General features: G+C 61.5%; 15 protein-coding genes. 8 read left to right on the top strand and 7 right to left on the bottom strand.

Annotated features, from left to right (window positions below):
• Window positions 1–409 precede the first annotated feature (409 nt).
• The 7 genes from BM438_RS30325 to BM438_RS30300 form a co-directional block, all read right to left on the bottom strand.
• A complete protein-coding gene (locus BM438_RS30325; protein WP_093642290.1) occupies window positions 410–721 on the bottom strand; it encodes a high-potential iron-sulfur protein in 312 nt (103 codons plus the stop codon).
• Window positions 722–833: 112 nt separating this feature from the next.
• Window positions 834–1,163, bottom strand: a complete 330-nt coding sequence (locus tag BM438_RS30320; RefSeq protein ID WP_093642287.1) for a hypothetical protein — start codon at window positions 1,161–1,163, stop codon at window positions 834–836.
• Window positions 1,164–1,189: 26 nt separating this feature from the next.
• On the bottom strand, window positions 1,190–3,151 hold the full coding sequence (locus BM438_RS30315; RefSeq protein ID WP_093642285.1) for an aconitate hydratase: 1,962 nt from the start codon (window positions 3,149–3,151) through the stop codon (window positions 1,190–1,192).
• Between the two features lie 15 nt (window positions 3,152–3,166).
• Window positions 3,167–4,729: an amino acid permease gene (locus BM438_RS30310; RefSeq protein WP_093642282.1), complete on the bottom strand. Its 1,563-nt coding sequence runs from the start codon at window positions 4,727–4,729 to the stop codon at window positions 3,167–3,169.
• 109 nt (window positions 4,730–4,838) lie between these two features.
• Complete coding sequence (locus tag BM438_RS45670; RefSeq protein ID WP_167378487.1) at window positions 4,839–4,991, bottom strand: hypothetical protein; 153 nt, start codon at window positions 4,989–4,991, stop codon at window positions 4,839–4,841.
• A gap of 517 nt (window positions 4,992–5,508) precedes the next feature.
• Window positions 5,509–5,781, bottom strand: coding sequence for a hypothetical protein (locus BM438_RS30305; protein ID WP_425270751.1), 273 nt, complete (start codon window positions 5,779–5,781; stop codon window positions 5,509–5,511).
• 131 nt (window positions 5,782–5,912) lie between these two features.
• Window positions 5,913–6,203 carry a hypothetical protein gene (locus tag BM438_RS30300; RefSeq protein ID WP_093642277.1) on the bottom strand — a complete coding sequence of 97 codons (291 nt, stop codon included), beginning with the start codon at window positions 6,201–6,203 and terminating at the stop codon, window positions 5,913–5,915.
• 301 nt (window positions 6,204–6,504) lie between these two features.
• Between BM438_RS30300 and sufB the strand changes: the two genes are divergently transcribed.
• The 8 genes from sufB to BM438_RS30260 all read left to right on the top strand — a co-directional run bounded on the left by sufB (window position 6,505) and on the right by BM438_RS30260 (window position 13,582).
• The gene (sufB, locus tag BM438_RS30295; protein WP_093642274.1) at window positions 6,505–7,953 is read left to right on the top strand and encodes a Fe-S cluster assembly protein SufB; all 1,449 of its coding nucleotides are present in this window, start codon (window positions 6,505–6,507) and stop codon (window positions 7,951–7,953) included.
• 43 nt (window positions 7,954–7,996) lie between these two features.
• Window positions 7,997–8,785 carry a Fe-S cluster assembly ATPase SufC gene (sufC, locus tag BM438_RS30290; protein ID WP_093642271.1) on the top strand — a complete coding sequence of 263 codons (789 nt, stop codon included), beginning with the start codon at window positions 7,997–7,999 and terminating at the stop codon, window positions 8,783–8,785.
• Window positions 8,782–10,125 (top strand): Fe-S cluster assembly protein SufD, encoded by a 1,344-nt coding sequence (sufD, locus tag BM438_RS30285; protein ID WP_093642268.1) that lies wholly within the window; start codon window positions 8,782–8,784, stop codon window positions 10,123–10,125. The genes sufC and sufD overlap by 4 nt, the downstream gene beginning before the upstream one ends.
• Window positions 10,122–11,375 (top strand): cysteine desulfurase, encoded by a 1,254-nt coding sequence (locus BM438_RS30280; protein ID WP_093642264.1) that lies wholly within the window; start codon window positions 10,122–10,124, stop codon window positions 11,373–11,375. Before sufD ends, BM438_RS30280 begins: the two co-directional genes overlap by 4 nt.
• Window positions 11,372–11,824 carry a Fe-S cluster assembly sulfur transfer protein SufU gene (gene sufU, locus BM438_RS30275; protein WP_093642261.1) on the top strand — a complete coding sequence of 151 codons (453 nt, stop codon included), beginning with the start codon at window positions 11,372–11,374 and terminating at the stop codon, window positions 11,822–11,824. Before BM438_RS30280 ends, sufU begins: the two co-directional genes overlap by 4 nt.
• Window positions 11,825–11,827: 3 nt before the next feature.
• Window positions 11,828–12,190: an SUF system Fe-S cluster assembly protein gene (locus tag BM438_RS30270; protein WP_093642258.1), complete on the top strand. Its 363-nt coding sequence runs from the start codon at window positions 11,828–11,830 to the stop codon at window positions 12,188–12,190.
• Window position 12,191: 1 nt separating this feature from the next.
• The gene (locus BM438_RS30265) at window positions 12,192–12,512 is read left to right on the top strand and encodes a non-heme iron oxygenase ferredoxin subunit (protein ID WP_093642255.1); all 321 of its coding nucleotides are present in this window, start codon (window positions 12,192–12,194) and stop codon (window positions 12,510–12,512) included.
• Between the two features lie 83 nt (window positions 12,513–12,595).
• Entirely contained in the window at window positions 12,596–13,582 is a 987-nt protein-coding gene (locus BM438_RS30260) for a zinc-dependent alcohol dehydrogenase family protein (RefSeq protein ID WP_093642551.1), read from the top strand.
• Window positions 13,583–13,604: the final 22 nt, after the last annotated feature.

Here is a 13,604-nt window from a genome sequence, read left to right as displayed (position 1 = left end):
GATTGAGTAATAGCACTCGCGTCTACGCGGGCGTTGCGCGTCTCGCCGGAAGAACAGTTCCTGTCGCGTCGACGTGACGTCCAGCCTTGAGGTCACGTTCGGCCGTTGTGATGCGTATAGTGACCGACGTTGTTCCAGGTGGTTTCGACGGGCATCGTTCCGGCAATTACTGCATCGATCGGACCGTGTCTTGACTTGCTCGAGGTGCCGACCGGGTGTCCGGCTGGACTTTCGACCGGCGCACAACGACAGCGCGCCGGCTTCCTTCTGGAATGCCCGATTCGCCTTGGCCGGGTAAGATTCCATTGCGTTGGCGCAACAGGACCGTACCTGGCTCAGCGGGCAATCAATAGCCACAGTTATGCGCAGATGGTCTATCAGGCTGCATTGCGTGACGAACGATACCGACTCAGGCTTTTTTCACATATGCGCCACACCACCCCTTTGCGTTGACGAGCTTGCCGCCATAGGTCGTGCAGGGACCCATGGCATCACCCGGCTTGCCCTGGAAAAGCTGACAGTTGGCGCACGCCTGACCCGCCTGGTATTTCGGAAATTTCGCCTTGTCGACGCGGGCGGCATCCGTTTTGTAACCGAGGCCCAGGGCGGTGGGATCGCTTTCGGAGAGCACGGGGGCATCTGCGTGTGACTCGTTGTGAAGCATCGCAGCCGAGGCGAGCGACGCGGTGAGTAGCATGAAACGACGACGGGAGGTTTGCATGGGAGACTCCTTTTTCGTGACACGCCGCGAATATCGAGTATTGCATTCGCTACCATGATGACCTGCTTGGCGCGACCACAGTTTTCCTTTTACGCCTTTCACGAAGTTGCTGTCACGGATAAAAGCACGCATCCAGAACCCATGGCAATGCGATCAGCCGGGTCACGGTTTGCGCGAGTACGTCGGCGGACGCCGCCGCGTACCAAAGGGTCATCTCCTCGAAGCCGTGACGGTGATCGAGGCGGATGCGAATGTGGGTGACGTGTCGCGCCTCGCAGCCGAGGACCTGCCAGACCGCGACGACTCTCAGACCGCGCGACGCCGCCCGCACCTTGAGGCGGTAAGGTCCAGCGTCAGAAGCGCCGTACCGTGCCGACACGGCCTGTACGGCGGGATCATCCGCCGGGAGCTGGATCTGCGTGTCGTTCGGTAGTGCACACATTCTGAACTCCGGAGTGGGTGAGGCCATCATGCGTCCTGGGGCCCGGCAGAGCGGGACAGTCGTTCTATCATCCAGTTCACCAGTCCACCGCGCAATACGTATTCAATCTGTCGCGGCGACATGAAGTGATGCACTTCAAGCGTCCTGCCCCGGGTCACGTTCACGATCGTCAGGTGGTCACCTTCGGCGAGCGCCTGGTGAGCATTGTCCAGCCGCAGGATGTCCGCTGCGCGGATATCGTCATAATCCTCGGGATGACTGAAGACAAGGGGCAGCACACCGAAATTGACCAGATTCTGCGCGTGGATGCGGGCCAGGCTCTTCACTACGACGGCACGCAATTCGAGAAAGCGGGGCGCCAGTGCAGCATGTTCACGGCTCGATCCCTGCCCGTAATTGGACCCGCCGACAACGATGTGGCCAGCCACCTGCTTCGCGCGGGCGGCGTAGGTCGGATCGATCCGTTCAAAGGCAAATCCGGCAATTTCTGGAATGTTGCTGCGAAACGGCCGTACGCGCGCGCCGGCCGGCATGATTTCGTCAGTCGACACGTTGTCTCCGACCTTGAGCAGGACCGGCGCTTCGATCACGTCCGGCAGCGGCTCGAGAGCGGGTAACGATGCGATATTCGGCCCTTTTTCAAGGGCCACGCCAGATGCCATTTCGGGCGGCAATGGCGGCACGAACATGTCCTGGCGGACAATCGGGTCGTCGGGGTCCGCGATGTGCGGGAAGGGCATGCCGAGCGTACGTGGATCGGTGATGACACCGGTGATTGCGGAAGCGGTTGCCGTCTCGGGACTGACCAGACACACCCTGTCCTCGCGGTTGCCGGAGCGTCCGGGGAAATTACGCGGCACGGTGCGCAGTGACAGTCCGTTCGTGGCCGGGGCCTGGCCCATGCCGATACACCCGTTGCAGCCGGCCTGATGCAGTCGTGCGCCGGCATGAAGAAGGCTCGCAATGTGCCCGTCGCGCACGAGCGTTTCGAGTTGCGCACGGGAGGTGGGATTGACGTCGAACGATACCCGCTCGTGCACAGGCCGGCTGCGAACCATCATTGCCGTAACGGCGAAGTCGCGGTAACCGGGGTTGGCCGACGAACCAAGGTAGGCTTGGTAGATCGTCTCGCCCGTGACTTCCCGTACCGGGCGTACATTGTCCGGGCTGCACGGCATGGCGATCAGCGGTTCAAGGCCGGCGAGATCGATCTCGTCCTGCACGTCGTAGGCCGCGCCGGTATCCGCGACCAGTTCAGCCCAGTCTGCTTCCCGGTTCCACGCGCGCAGGAAGCGCCGAACCTCCTGGTCCGACGGAAACACCGTGGTGGTCGCACCGAGTTCGCCTCCCATGTTGGCGATCACATGCCGGTCCATTGCACTGAGCGTATCCAGCCCGGGACCATAGTATTCGATGATCCGGCCAACACCACCGTCCACGCCGTGGCGGCGCAACATCTCGAGGATCACGTCCTTGGCGCTGACCCAGTCAGGCAGATGGCCGGTGAGCTTTACGCCCCAGATCTGCGGCATGCGCGTGAAGAACGGTTCGCCCGCAATGGCCAGAGCCACCTCGAGACCACCCGCACCAATCGCCAGCATACCCATGGCGCCGCCGGCGGGCGTGTGACTGTCGGAGCCGAGCAGCGTCTTGCCCGGCTTGCCAAAGTTCTCCTGATGACACGGATGGCTCACCCCGTTGCCAGGTCGCGAATACCACAGGCCGAAGCGCTGGGCCGCACTGCGCAGAAAGAGGTGATCATCGGGATTTCTGTAGTCCTCCTGAATCAGATTGTGGTCGATGTACTGCACGTTCACCTCTGTCCTTGCCCGATCGAGTCCCATGGCCTCCAGCTCCAGCATCATCAGCGTACCGGTGGCATCCTGGGTCAGCGTCTGATCAATCGAAATGCCAATCTCCTCGCCCGGTTTCATGTCACCGTGAACCAGGTGAGACCTGATCAGCTTCTGCGCGACATTCAGGGTCATGATTCAACTCCGGATTCAACTCGCAACTGGCCCTGAAGAGGGCGGTACGGTGCGCCTGTCCAGACCCATGCTTGTTCGCGTGCGCGGCAATGCCCGGGACATCCGCGCTGATTCGCCGCGCAGGGTGCTATGGCAAATGCCGTAGGAAAAATAGATGACGATGCCGATTGCCATCCAGATGACGAGGCGCAGCCAGGTGTCGCCCGGCAACCCGAGCATCAGCCCCACCGCCGCGAGCGCGCCCAGCGGCGCAACGGCGTAGACTGCGGGCGTTCTGAATGCGCGTTCGAGATCGGGCTGCGTTCGCCGGAGCATCAGCACCCCGATGCAGACGATCGCGAAGGCGAACAGTGTGCCAATGCTGACCGGTTCGCCCACGAGGCCTATCGGCAGCAGGCCCGCCAGCACCATGACCACGATGCCCATGATCGCGGTCGTGATCCATGGGGTGCGAAAGCGCGGATGGATTTTTGATGCGACTGGCGGCAGCAGACCGTCTTTCGCCATCGTGTAGAAGATCCGCGACTGGCTGAGCAGCAGTACGAGAATCACCGACGTCAGTCCGAAAATCGCGCCCAGCTTGATGATTGGCGACAGCCACGTCAGACCGATCGAATCCACGCCAACTGCAATCGGGTCCGCGACGTTGAGCCGGTCATACGGCACGATCCCGGTGAGCACATACAGCAGCGCGCAGATGCCGAGCGAGCTGAAGAGGCCAACTGGCACGTTGCGCCGCGGGTTCACGGTCTCCTGCGCGACACACGATACGGAGTCGAATCCGATATAGGCGAAGAACACGACCGCCGCGCCGCGCAACACGCCACTCATGCCGAACGAGCCGGTTTCGCCTGTATTGGGCGGAATGAACGCGCCCTGCGGATTTGTGCCTGTCGCCCAATGGGTGGTGTTCACATGGCTGACACCGGCAGCGATGAAAGCAATCACGATCAGCACCTTGAGCACAACGATGATGCTATTGACACGTGCCGATTCGCGGATGCCGGTAATGAGCAGGATCGTGATGAGCGCGACGATGAATATGGCCGGCAGATTCAGGATCGCGCCGGTATGGCTCCAGCCTGTCCCCGGGGCGAAGGCGAGCGGGGCTCGCGCGAACTGGTCCGGAATGGTCATGCCAAAACTGCGCAGGAGACTGACGACGTAGCCGGACCAGCCGATCGCGACGGTGGTGGCACCGATGCAGTATTCGAGAATCAGGTCCCAGCCAATGATCCACGCGATCAGTTCGCCCATTGTCGCGTAGGCGTACGTGTAAGCACTGCCGGCTACGGGTACGGTCGACGCCATCTCGGCGTAGCAGAGACCTGCCAGCGCGCACACAATTGCACCCAGGACGAAGGAGATGACAACTGCGGGCCCGGCATTGGCTGCGGCTGCATGTCCGGTGAGAACGAAGATTCCGGCACCGATGATACAGCCGATGCCAAGCAGCGTCAGATCGAGGCCGGAGAGTGTGCGTTTGAGCGCATGCTCGCCGTGTTGCTGGAGTTCCTCTTCGGTACGCGCGGCTTCGCTCTGCAACGCGGCTACGGATTTCCTCTGAAAAAGAGCCATGACGCTTCCTTTGGCGGTCGGTGGAGTGAAGGCCGGTAATCGCGTAATTAATCTTTACAAAGCAATGCAAGTTATACATTGGCGACAAAGTGATGCATCGCGACAACGGTCAGCCCGTCATCCGTGCCAGATCGCTGGGCGAGCCGGGCATCTGATCCGGTTCGGGTTCGGGCGTGCCGACGTCGGGAGCGTCGTCAGGTGCGCCGGGATTGGGCGCGTCGGGGATAACAGGCTGATCAGGGATTGGCGGGTCAGATGACATGGGACCTCCAAGTATCGACGCGGATCGCCCTGCGGGTGTCAGCCGCGCTAGCTTGTCGTCTACCGGAGTTGCATTACCTATTCCAGGGACCGGAGAGCATCGGCAGCAATCACGAAAGTCGCGCCGCACGCATAAGCGGTTATGGCCGCCCCGTCGAGACTCGCCCGAAAAAACCGTAGCAGCGCACGTGGCCGACGGGGCCAGGCAGACTTTGGGTACACGGGTTGCGCCGTCCAGATACGAACAGAGACCGTACGAAAACCGGAGGAGGTAAGTGATGAAATGGATCGTCCGCAGTATCTCGGTCATTGCGTCAGTTGCGCTGCTCGCTGTCGGTGCCACCGGCTGCAGACAGAACGATAATGGAACCGCTGGCGCAAGCCCCACAGGCGCGAGTAATGCGACGGTTGGCCCTACTGCAGGGATCGGACCGGCGTCGGGCAGCCTAAGCACTGCCTCAGGCGCCAATCAGTAGAGGGCCGATTCGAGGGCAGATTCATCGAGACCGGAATGCTGTTCACCCGCCCGTGTCAATTTCCGTCGCCTGGCTGCTACGCACGTAGTGATCGGAAACGACGCGGCGTCGATGAATCCACGCGATTGCCAGTTCGACCGCCCGATCCATTGCTTCCTGCGACCGCGCGAAATCGCCGTCAACCCCCACGGTGCGTTCTTCTCCATCCCGATCGACAATTGTCGCGGCAGCCGCGAACCGGTCACCCTTCGATTCAGTCACGACCGGATGGATGACCCATCCGCTGTATTCGACTGCATTTCCGTGTTGCATCATCGCCTCCTTCGCCGGATTTGCTCATTGGGAACACAAGCAGCGCCCACGCCTGCCACGAGCAGGCGGGTCCAGGAGCACGCGAGGCACAGTCCTATCCGGCCCCGCACCTCCCGCATGGCAGTGCGGCCCGGCTATGCTCCGTAAGCGGCCATCACGATCCATAGCGTGCGCCCCGGTTTGCTGACGTGTGCGGCAAGGGCGTACGGGTCCTGGGGCCCGCACTGCCGCTCGAGTGCCAGACGAGCGGCCTTCGTGTTATCAAAGACAGCTGGATCCAGTCTTCTCACCCCGGATTTTCCTTCGAACATCCAGCGGCCCCGGCCGTCAAAATCCGGCTGCCGGCGCCACTCCTGAAAGCTTGCCTGCACATGCGCGAAATCCCCACCGCAGACGTTAACTTCAAACCTGATGCCTGACTGCATGACAACCTCGCCTCCAGACCCTGAATCTGTATCGCCGCCGCAAATCATCGGATTCCCGCGAACAACCGGGCGAACAACGGTTGAGCCCCTCGGGAAACCCGGGTCCCTTTTATCGTAACGTTTATTTGTTGGACCGGACACGCCACGGTTTGTTTTGCGGCAGGCAGGGCACGGGCCGACACCACGACACCAGCGAAAAGTCGTCGTGTGCATGGCCAAAACCTGCCCTTCGTCAGGGTTTTACACACCGGTCTACACTGGAAACGTATCCGGCGCGTTAGCCCAATTGAGGAGGCCAGGCATGAGCGCTCCCACAACCGATTTTGACGAACTGATCGGTCGCGAATACCGCCATGGTTTCGTGACCGAGCTGGACACCGACGCGTTGCCCAGAGGGCTGAGTGAGGACGTGATCCGGCTCATCTCCGCCAAGAAAGGCGAACCCGCATTCATGCTCGAATGGCGGCTGGCCGCGTATCGCCATTGGTTGACGATGACAGAGCCGCAATGGTCGACTGTCGAACATCCGAGAATCAACTATCAGGACATCGTCTACTACTGTGCGCCTCGGGCGGAGAAAGATCGTCCGAGGAGCCTCGACGACGTCGATCCCGAATTGCTGCGCACTTACGAAAAACTGGGCGTGCCACTGAAGGAGCGCGAACTGCTGGCAGGCGTCGCGGTGGATGCCGTGTTCGACAGCGTGTCCGTGATCACGACCTTCCGCGAAAAACTGGCGGAACTCGGCATCGTGTTCTGCTCAGTTTCGGAGGCCATGCAGCACCATCCTGACCTGGTGCGGAAGTATCTCGGCTCGGTCGTGCCGTACACCGACAATTTTTTCGCCACGCTGAATTCCGCCGTGTTCAGCGATGGCTCATTCTGCTATATCCCGCCGGGCGTACGATGCCCGATGGAACTGTCGACCTATTTCCGCATGAATGCGCAGAACACCGGACAGTTCGAACGCACGCTGATCATTGCGGATAAAGATTCGTACGTGAGCTATCTGGAAGGCTGCACCGCACCGATGCGCGACGAAAATCAGCTGCATGCTGCAGTGGTCGAGCTGATCGCGCTAGAGGGGGCGCAGATCCGCTATTCGACCGTACAGAACTGGTACCCGGGCGACGCATCGGGCAAGGGCGGCATCTACAACTTCGTGACCAAGCGCGGCGATTGCCGCGAGGCGAATTCGAAGATTTCGTGGACGCAGGTCGAAACCGGTTCGGCGATCACATGGAAGTACCCGAGCGTGATCCTGCAAGGCGATAACGCGGTGGGTGAATTCCATTCGGTCGCGCTGACAAATCATTATCAACAGGCGGACACCGGCACGAAGATGGTTCACCTCGGGCGCAATACGCGCAGCACGATTCTGTCGAAGGGCATTTCGGCCGGCCGCGGAAAGAATGCGTATCGTGGGCTCGTGAAGATCGGCCGTGCAGCGGAAGGTGCGCGCAATTTCACGCAATGCGATTCGCTGTTGCTCGGTGACCGTTGCAGTGCGCATACGTTCCCGTATATCGAGGTCAAGAACCCGACTGCGAAGGTTGAACACGAAGCGTCGACGTCGCGCATTGGCGAGGACCAGCTGTTCTATTGCCGGCAGCGTGGATTGTCCGCGGAGGACGCCGTGTCGATGATCGTCAACGGTTTCTGCAAGGAAATCTTCAAGGAATTGCCGATGGAATTCGCGGTCGAGGCGCAGAAACTGCTCGGCGTCAGCCTGGAAGGCAGCGTGGGGTAATCCTGACTCATTTATCCAAGGCAATTCGTGAGGTAGACGAACCATGCTCGACATCAGCAATCTGCAGGTCGAAGTCGACGGAAAGCCGATTCTGCGCGGCGTCGATCTGAGCGTGAAAGCGGGCGAAGTACACGCGATCATGGGGCCGAACGGCTCGGGCAAGAGCACGCTCGCCCACCTGCTGGCTGGCCGCGAGGATTTCAAGGTCACCGCGGGCGAGGTCTCGTTTCTCGGTCGCGATCTGCTCGCGCTTGCGCCTGAAGAGCGCGCGCACGAAGGATTGTTTCTCGCGTTCCAGTATCCGATTGAGATACCCGGGGTGAGCAATGTCTATCTGCTGAAGGCGGCATTGAACGCACAGCGCCGGCACCGTGGCGAGCCGGAACTCGATGCGATGGAATTTCTGCAGCGGATCAAGGACAGCATGGCGTTGATGCAAATGGACGAGGCGCTTCTGTACCGTGCGGTGAACGAAGGTTTTTCCGGCGGAGAAAAGAAACGCAACGAGATCCTGCAGTTGGCGGTGCTCGAGCCCCGGCTCGCCATTCTCGATGAAACGGATTCCGGACTCGATATCGATGCCTTGCAGATTGTCGCCGGAGGCATCAACAGCATGCGCAGTCCCGAACGGGCGATCGTGCTGGTCACGCATTATCAGCGGTTGCTGGATTACGTCGTACCGGATCGCGTGCACGTGTTGGTGAACGGCCGGATCGTCAGGTCGGGACCGCATGAACTGGCCCAGGAACTGGAGCGCAAGGGCTATGGCTGGCTCGAGGATGAAGCCGGACGGCCGGCGGGAGCGGGTGCGGCAAGTGTGGGACATCCATGAAAGACGAATCGCTTGACCACTTCCATCATGCCTTCAGGCAGTTCTCGTCGATCTTGCCCGGCGCCGAGTTGCCGTGGCTGCGTGCCGCGCGCCGGAATGCGATCGACCAGTTCGGTGTGCTTGGTTTGCCAACCACGCGTCAGGAGGACTGGAAATACACGAACGTGTCGGCGATCGGCAAGTGCTCCTGGCATTTCGCGCCCCAACATACGGACCTCGCCAGTCGCTTCGATGAGAGCGGTGTACGCCGCATCGTCGATGAACTCGCGCTGGACACTACCGGTCATCGGCTGGTATTCGTCAATGGCCGCCATGTGTCGCGGCTGTCAAGGCTGAACGGTTTGCCGCAGGGCGTGTTCGTGGGCTCGCTCACGCGGGCGTTGAGAGAGATGCCGCAACGCCTGGAAGCGCTGATCGCCTCCCGGACGCATGCCGACGGTTTTGCCGCGCTAAACACGGCGTTCCTGACGGATGGATTCGTCGTGATGCTGCCACCAGGCGCGGTCATCGATCAGCCATTGCACATGCTGTTCCTGAACGATGAGCCCGGTCTCGCCGTGCAGCCTTTCAATGCCGTGCTCGCCGGCGCACGATCGGGCTGTGCGATCGTCGAGCAGTTCGTCGGGTTGGGTGACGACAGGTACTGGACCAATACGGTTACCCATATCGTCGAGGATGAACAGGCCAACGTGCAGCATTACCGGTTGCAACAGGAAAGCGCGAAGGCGTTTCATATCGCGTCGCTCGCCGCTGTTCAGGAGCGCGCGAGCTGTTTTGTATCGCATGCATTTGCGTTTGGCGGCGCGCTGTCGCGGACCGGTATCGGCACGAGTCTGAACGCTGCGAACGCGCAGGCCACGTTGACCGGTCTCTATTTCGTTGGCGGGCGACAGCACGTCGATCACCACACGCGCATCGATCACACGCAGGCACAGGGCACGAGTCGCGAATACTATCGCGGCGTGCTCGACGGCGCGGCCCGAGGCGTGTTCAACGGGCGCGTCATCGTGCATCCCGACGCGCAGCAGACGGACACGTATCAGTCGAATCACAACCTGCTGTTGTCGCGCGACGCGGAAATCGACACGAAGCCCCAACTCGAGATCTACGCCGACGATGTGAAATGCACCCACGGCGCGACAGTCGGTCAACTGGACGACGATCAACTGTTCTATCTGCGCGCGCGCGGCGTCGAGGAACACATGGCGCGGGCACTGCTGACCTACGCGTTTGCGCGTGACATTGTCGAACGTGTGCGCGTCGATTCGCTGCGCGGCCGGCTCGAAAGTCTGTTGCTTAGCCGTACGGGGGAAGGGGAGCGCATCAGGGAATTGCTATGAAGCCGATTGAATCCGTGCCAGCACCGGTTCCTCATCGTGTCGCCTGCTGGCGAGCCGATTTCCCGATTCTGGGCGAGCGCGTGCATGGCTGCCCGCTGGTTTATCTCGACAACGGCGCCACGACGCAGAAGCCAGCTTCGGTGATCGATGCGGAAAACGCCTACTACCGGCATGACAATGCCAATGTGCACCGCGGCGTGCATCTGCTGTCGCAGCGCGCGACCGACGCGTACGAAACAGCACGCGCGAAAATTTCGCGCTTCATCAACGCGCAGCGTCCCGAGGAAATCGTGTTCGTACGGGGTACGACCGAAGCGATCAATCTCGTTGCCCAAAGCCATGCGCGACCGCGACTCGAGCCTGGCGACGAAATCCTGATCAGCGCGATGGAGCATCACTCGAACATCGTGCCCTGGCAACTGGTCTGCGAGCAGACCGGCGCGGTGCTGAAGGTCGTGCCGATCGACGATACGGGCGCATTGGAAGTCGACGCGTACGAGCGCCTGCTGGGCAGGCGCACGCGGCTCGTCGCGATCACGCATGTGGCCAATGCGCTCGGCAGCATCAATCCGGTCGCGCGCATCGTTGCGGCAGCGCACGCGCGGGGCGTGCCCGTGCTGCTGGACGGCGCGCAGGCTATCTCGCATCTGCCCATCGACGTGCGCGCGCTTGACTGCGACTTCTATGCGTTTTCCGGACACAAGATTTACGGCCCGACGGGTATCGGTGTGCTGTACGCGAAAGCCGCGTTACTCGAAGCAATGCCGCCGTGGCAGGGTGGCGGCGACATGATCCGTACGGTGACCTTCGAGAAAACGGAATACAACGCGATTCCGTGGAAGTTCGAGGCGGGTACGCCCAATATTGCCGGCGCGATCGCGCTGGGTGCGGCGCTCGATTATGTCGGTGGCATCGGCATGGAAATCATCGCCGGGCACGAGGCCGACCTGCTTGCCTATGCGACGGATGCATTGCAGAAAATGCCCGAGGTGCGCCTGATCGGCACTGCTCACGACAAGACGAGCATCCTGTCGTTCGTCATTGATGGCGTGCATGCCCACGACGTCGGCACGATTCTCGACCGTCACGGCATTGCCGTGCGTGCGGGTCATCACTGTGCGATGCCGGTCATGGAGCGCTACGGTGTTCCGGCTACCGTGCGCGCATCATTCGCGCTCTATAACACGCGTGACGAAGTCGACGCGTTGACGGCGGGCCTCGCCAGTGTGAAGGAGGTGTTCGGGCAATGAATGATCTGCGTGAACTGTACCAGGAAGTCATTTTCGATCACTACAGGCGACCGCGCAATCACGGTGCGCTATCTGGCGCGAACCGCAAGGCCGAGGGTTACAACCCGCTGTGCGGCGACAAGGTGACGCTGTACCTGAGGATCGAGGACGGTATCGTCAGGGAGGTGAGCTTTGAGGGCTCGGGATGTGCGATTGCCATCGCATCGGCCTCGCTGATGACTGAAGCACTGAAAGGCAAAACGGAAGCTGAAGTGCAGACGCTGTTCGGACGTTTTCACGAGATGGTGACGGCGTCCGGTCCGGTATCGGTGCTGGCGCCGGATCTGGGCAAGCTCGCGGCGCTGGGCGGCGTGCGTGAATTTCCCGTGCGGGTGAAATGCGCGACGCTGGCGTGGCATACGCTGCGTGCCGCGCTGCAAGGCGAGAACAGTACGGTATCCACGGAGTAGCGAATGACGGATGAGTCAGACCGGTCGAAGCAGGGTCAAGCCAATAACGACGCTGGCCGCGACGACCTGAAAAGTCGCGTGATTGTGGCGTTGCGCACGGTGTACGACCCGGAGATTCCGGTCAACATCTTCGATCTGGGCCTCGTCTATGGGCTCGATGTCGATGAGGATGCTGGGCGGGTTGGTATCCGCATGACGCTCACCGCGCCCGGCTGCCCGGTGGCGCAGACGTTCCCGGCGACGGTGGAGGATGCGGTGTTTGCGGTGAGCGGCGTGAGCGATGTGCACGTTGAACTGGTGTGGGATCCGCCCTGGTCACGCGACAGGATATCTAATGCGGCGCGCCTGCAACTGGGGATGTCCTGACATGTCGGACTGGGTCGAGGTAGCCGCCATCGGGAATCTTCCGCCCGGCGCGTACCGTACGGTCGACGTCGATGGCGCGCAGGTCGCCGTCTTTAATCTGGATGGCGTCTATTATGCGATTGAAGATGTCTGCACGCACGATGGCGGCATTCTCACGGGCGGTGAGGTGAAGGATGACATCATCGTCTGTCCGCGTCACGGCGCCAGCTTTTGCATCAGGACGGGGAAGGCCCTGGGGCCCCCCGCCTATGAGGATGTCGCGACGTTTCCAGTTCGCGTCGAGGGCGGGCTCATTCAGGTACGGGACGCGCGGTGGGATTGATGGCCGATGACGGCTATGCCTGATTCCTGCGCTGGTGCATGGCAAAAGGCCGCATTCACAACCGCCGCGCCGAGGAGAACGACATGCGTGCAATGGTGTTCGACGGAACCGCTCCAGTACTGCGAGACGTGCAGGTACCCGATCCGCAACCGTCGGCCGGCCAGTTGCTGATCGACATCCATGCATGCGGGGTGTGCCGCACGGACCTGCATGTGATCGACCGCGAACTGGCGTGTCCGAAACAGCCGCTCATTCCGGGGCATGAAATCGTGGGAACCGTAGCCGAACTGGGAGCGGGCGTGTCCGGATTCCAGGTTGGCGAGCGCGTCGGTGTACCGTGGACCGGGCACACCTGCGGCCATTGCCATTATTGTCTCGGCGGCCACGAAAACCTGTGCGACGAACCGGGTTTCACGGGTTACACGATCGACGGTGGCTACGCGGAGCGCACCGTTGCGGACAGCCACTACTGCTTTCATTTGCCGGAGCGCTATTCCGACGTCGAGGCGGCGCCGCTGCTGTGCGCCGGGCTCATCGGCTATCGCACGCTCAGCATGGCAGGAGACGCGCAACGCATCGGCATTTATGGATTCGGCGCCGCTGCGCACATCGTGGCGCAAGTGGCACGGCAGCAGGGACGCTCGATCTACGCGTTTACGCGTCACGGCGACGTGAACGCCCAGCGGCTTGCGCTGCGCCTCGGTGCCTGCTGGGCCGGCGGCAGCGACGAGGCCGCACCCGCCGAACTCGATGCCGCGCTGATCTTCGCATCCGCCGGCGCGCTCGTGCCCGCGGCGTTGAAGGCTGTAGCCAAGGGCGGTGTCGTTGTATGCGGCGGCATCCATATGAGCAATATTCCGTCGTTTCCGTATGACCTTTTGTGGGGAGAACGGCGTATCTGTTCGGTTGCCAATCTCACGCGCGCCGACGGTCGCGCTTTCATGCAGCTCGCCGACGGGATTCCGCTCGAAATCGAAACCCACCGCTATGCGCTCTCGAAGGCGAACCGCGCGCTGAGCGACCTGCGCGACGGACGGATCACAGGCGCGGCGGTGCTGTGCATGCGGTGACCGCAGCGGTTGCACATTTCAT

The sequence above is a fragment of the Paraburkholderia aspalathi genome, from assembly GCF_900116445.1.
In the GTDB taxonomy this organism is placed as follows: domain Bacteria; phylum Pseudomonadota; class Gammaproteobacteria; order Burkholderiales; family Burkholderiaceae; genus Paraburkholderia; species Paraburkholderia aspalathi.
This window is presented reverse-complemented; position numbering and strand designations above follow the sequence as displayed.

Coding starts and splice junctions, on each gene's coding strand:
- BM438_RS30325 (WP_093642290.1), bottom strand. CDS start 721: ATGCAAACCTCCCGTCGTCGTTTCATGCTACTCACCGCGTCGCTCGCC.
- BM438_RS30320 (WP_093642287.1), bottom strand. CDS start 1,163: ATGTGTGCACTACCGAACGACACGCAGATCCAGCTCCCGGCGGATGAT.
- BM438_RS30315 (WP_093642285.1), bottom strand. CDS start 3,151: ATGACCCTGAATGTCGCGCAGAAGCTGATCAGGTCTCACCTGGTTCAC.
- BM438_RS30310 (WP_093642282.1), bottom strand. CDS start 4,729: ATGGCTCTTTTTCAGAGGAAATCCGTAGCCGCGTTGCAGAGCGAAGCC.
- BM438_RS45670 (WP_167378487.1), bottom strand. CDS start 4,991: ATGTCATCTGACCCGCCAATCCCTGATCAGCCTGTTATCCCCGACGCG.
- BM438_RS30305 (WP_425270751.1), bottom strand. CDS start 5,781: ATGATGCAACACGGAAATGCAGTCGAATACAGCGGATGGGTCATCCAT.
- BM438_RS30300 (WP_093642277.1), bottom strand. CDS start 6,203: ATGCAGTCAGGCATCAGGTTTGAAGTTAACGTCTGCGGTGGGGATTTC.
- sufB (WP_093642274.1), top strand. CDS start 6,505: ATGAGCGCTCCCACAACCGATTTTGACGAACTGATCGGTCGCGAATAC.
- sufC (WP_093642271.1), top strand. CDS start 7,997: ATGCTCGACATCAGCAATCTGCAGGTCGAAGTCGACGGAAAGCCGATT.
- sufD (WP_093642268.1), top strand. CDS start 8,782: ATGAAAGACGAATCGCTTGACCACTTCCATCATGCCTTCAGGCAGTTC.
- BM438_RS30280 (WP_093642264.1), top strand. CDS start 10,122: ATGAAGCCGATTGAATCCGTGCCAGCACCGGTTCCTCATCGTGTCGCC.
- sufU (WP_093642261.1), top strand. CDS start 11,372: ATGAATGATCTGCGTGAACTGTACCAGGAAGTCATTTTCGATCACTAC.
- BM438_RS30270 (WP_093642258.1), top strand. CDS start 11,828: ATGACGGATGAGTCAGACCGGTCGAAGCAGGGTCAAGCCAATAACGAC.
- BM438_RS30265 (WP_093642255.1), top strand. CDS start 12,192: ATGTCGGACTGGGTCGAGGTAGCCGCCATCGGGAATCTTCCGCCCGGC.
- BM438_RS30260 (WP_093642551.1), top strand. CDS start 12,596: ATGCGTGCAATGGTGTTCGACGGAACCGCTCCAGTACTGCGAGACGTG.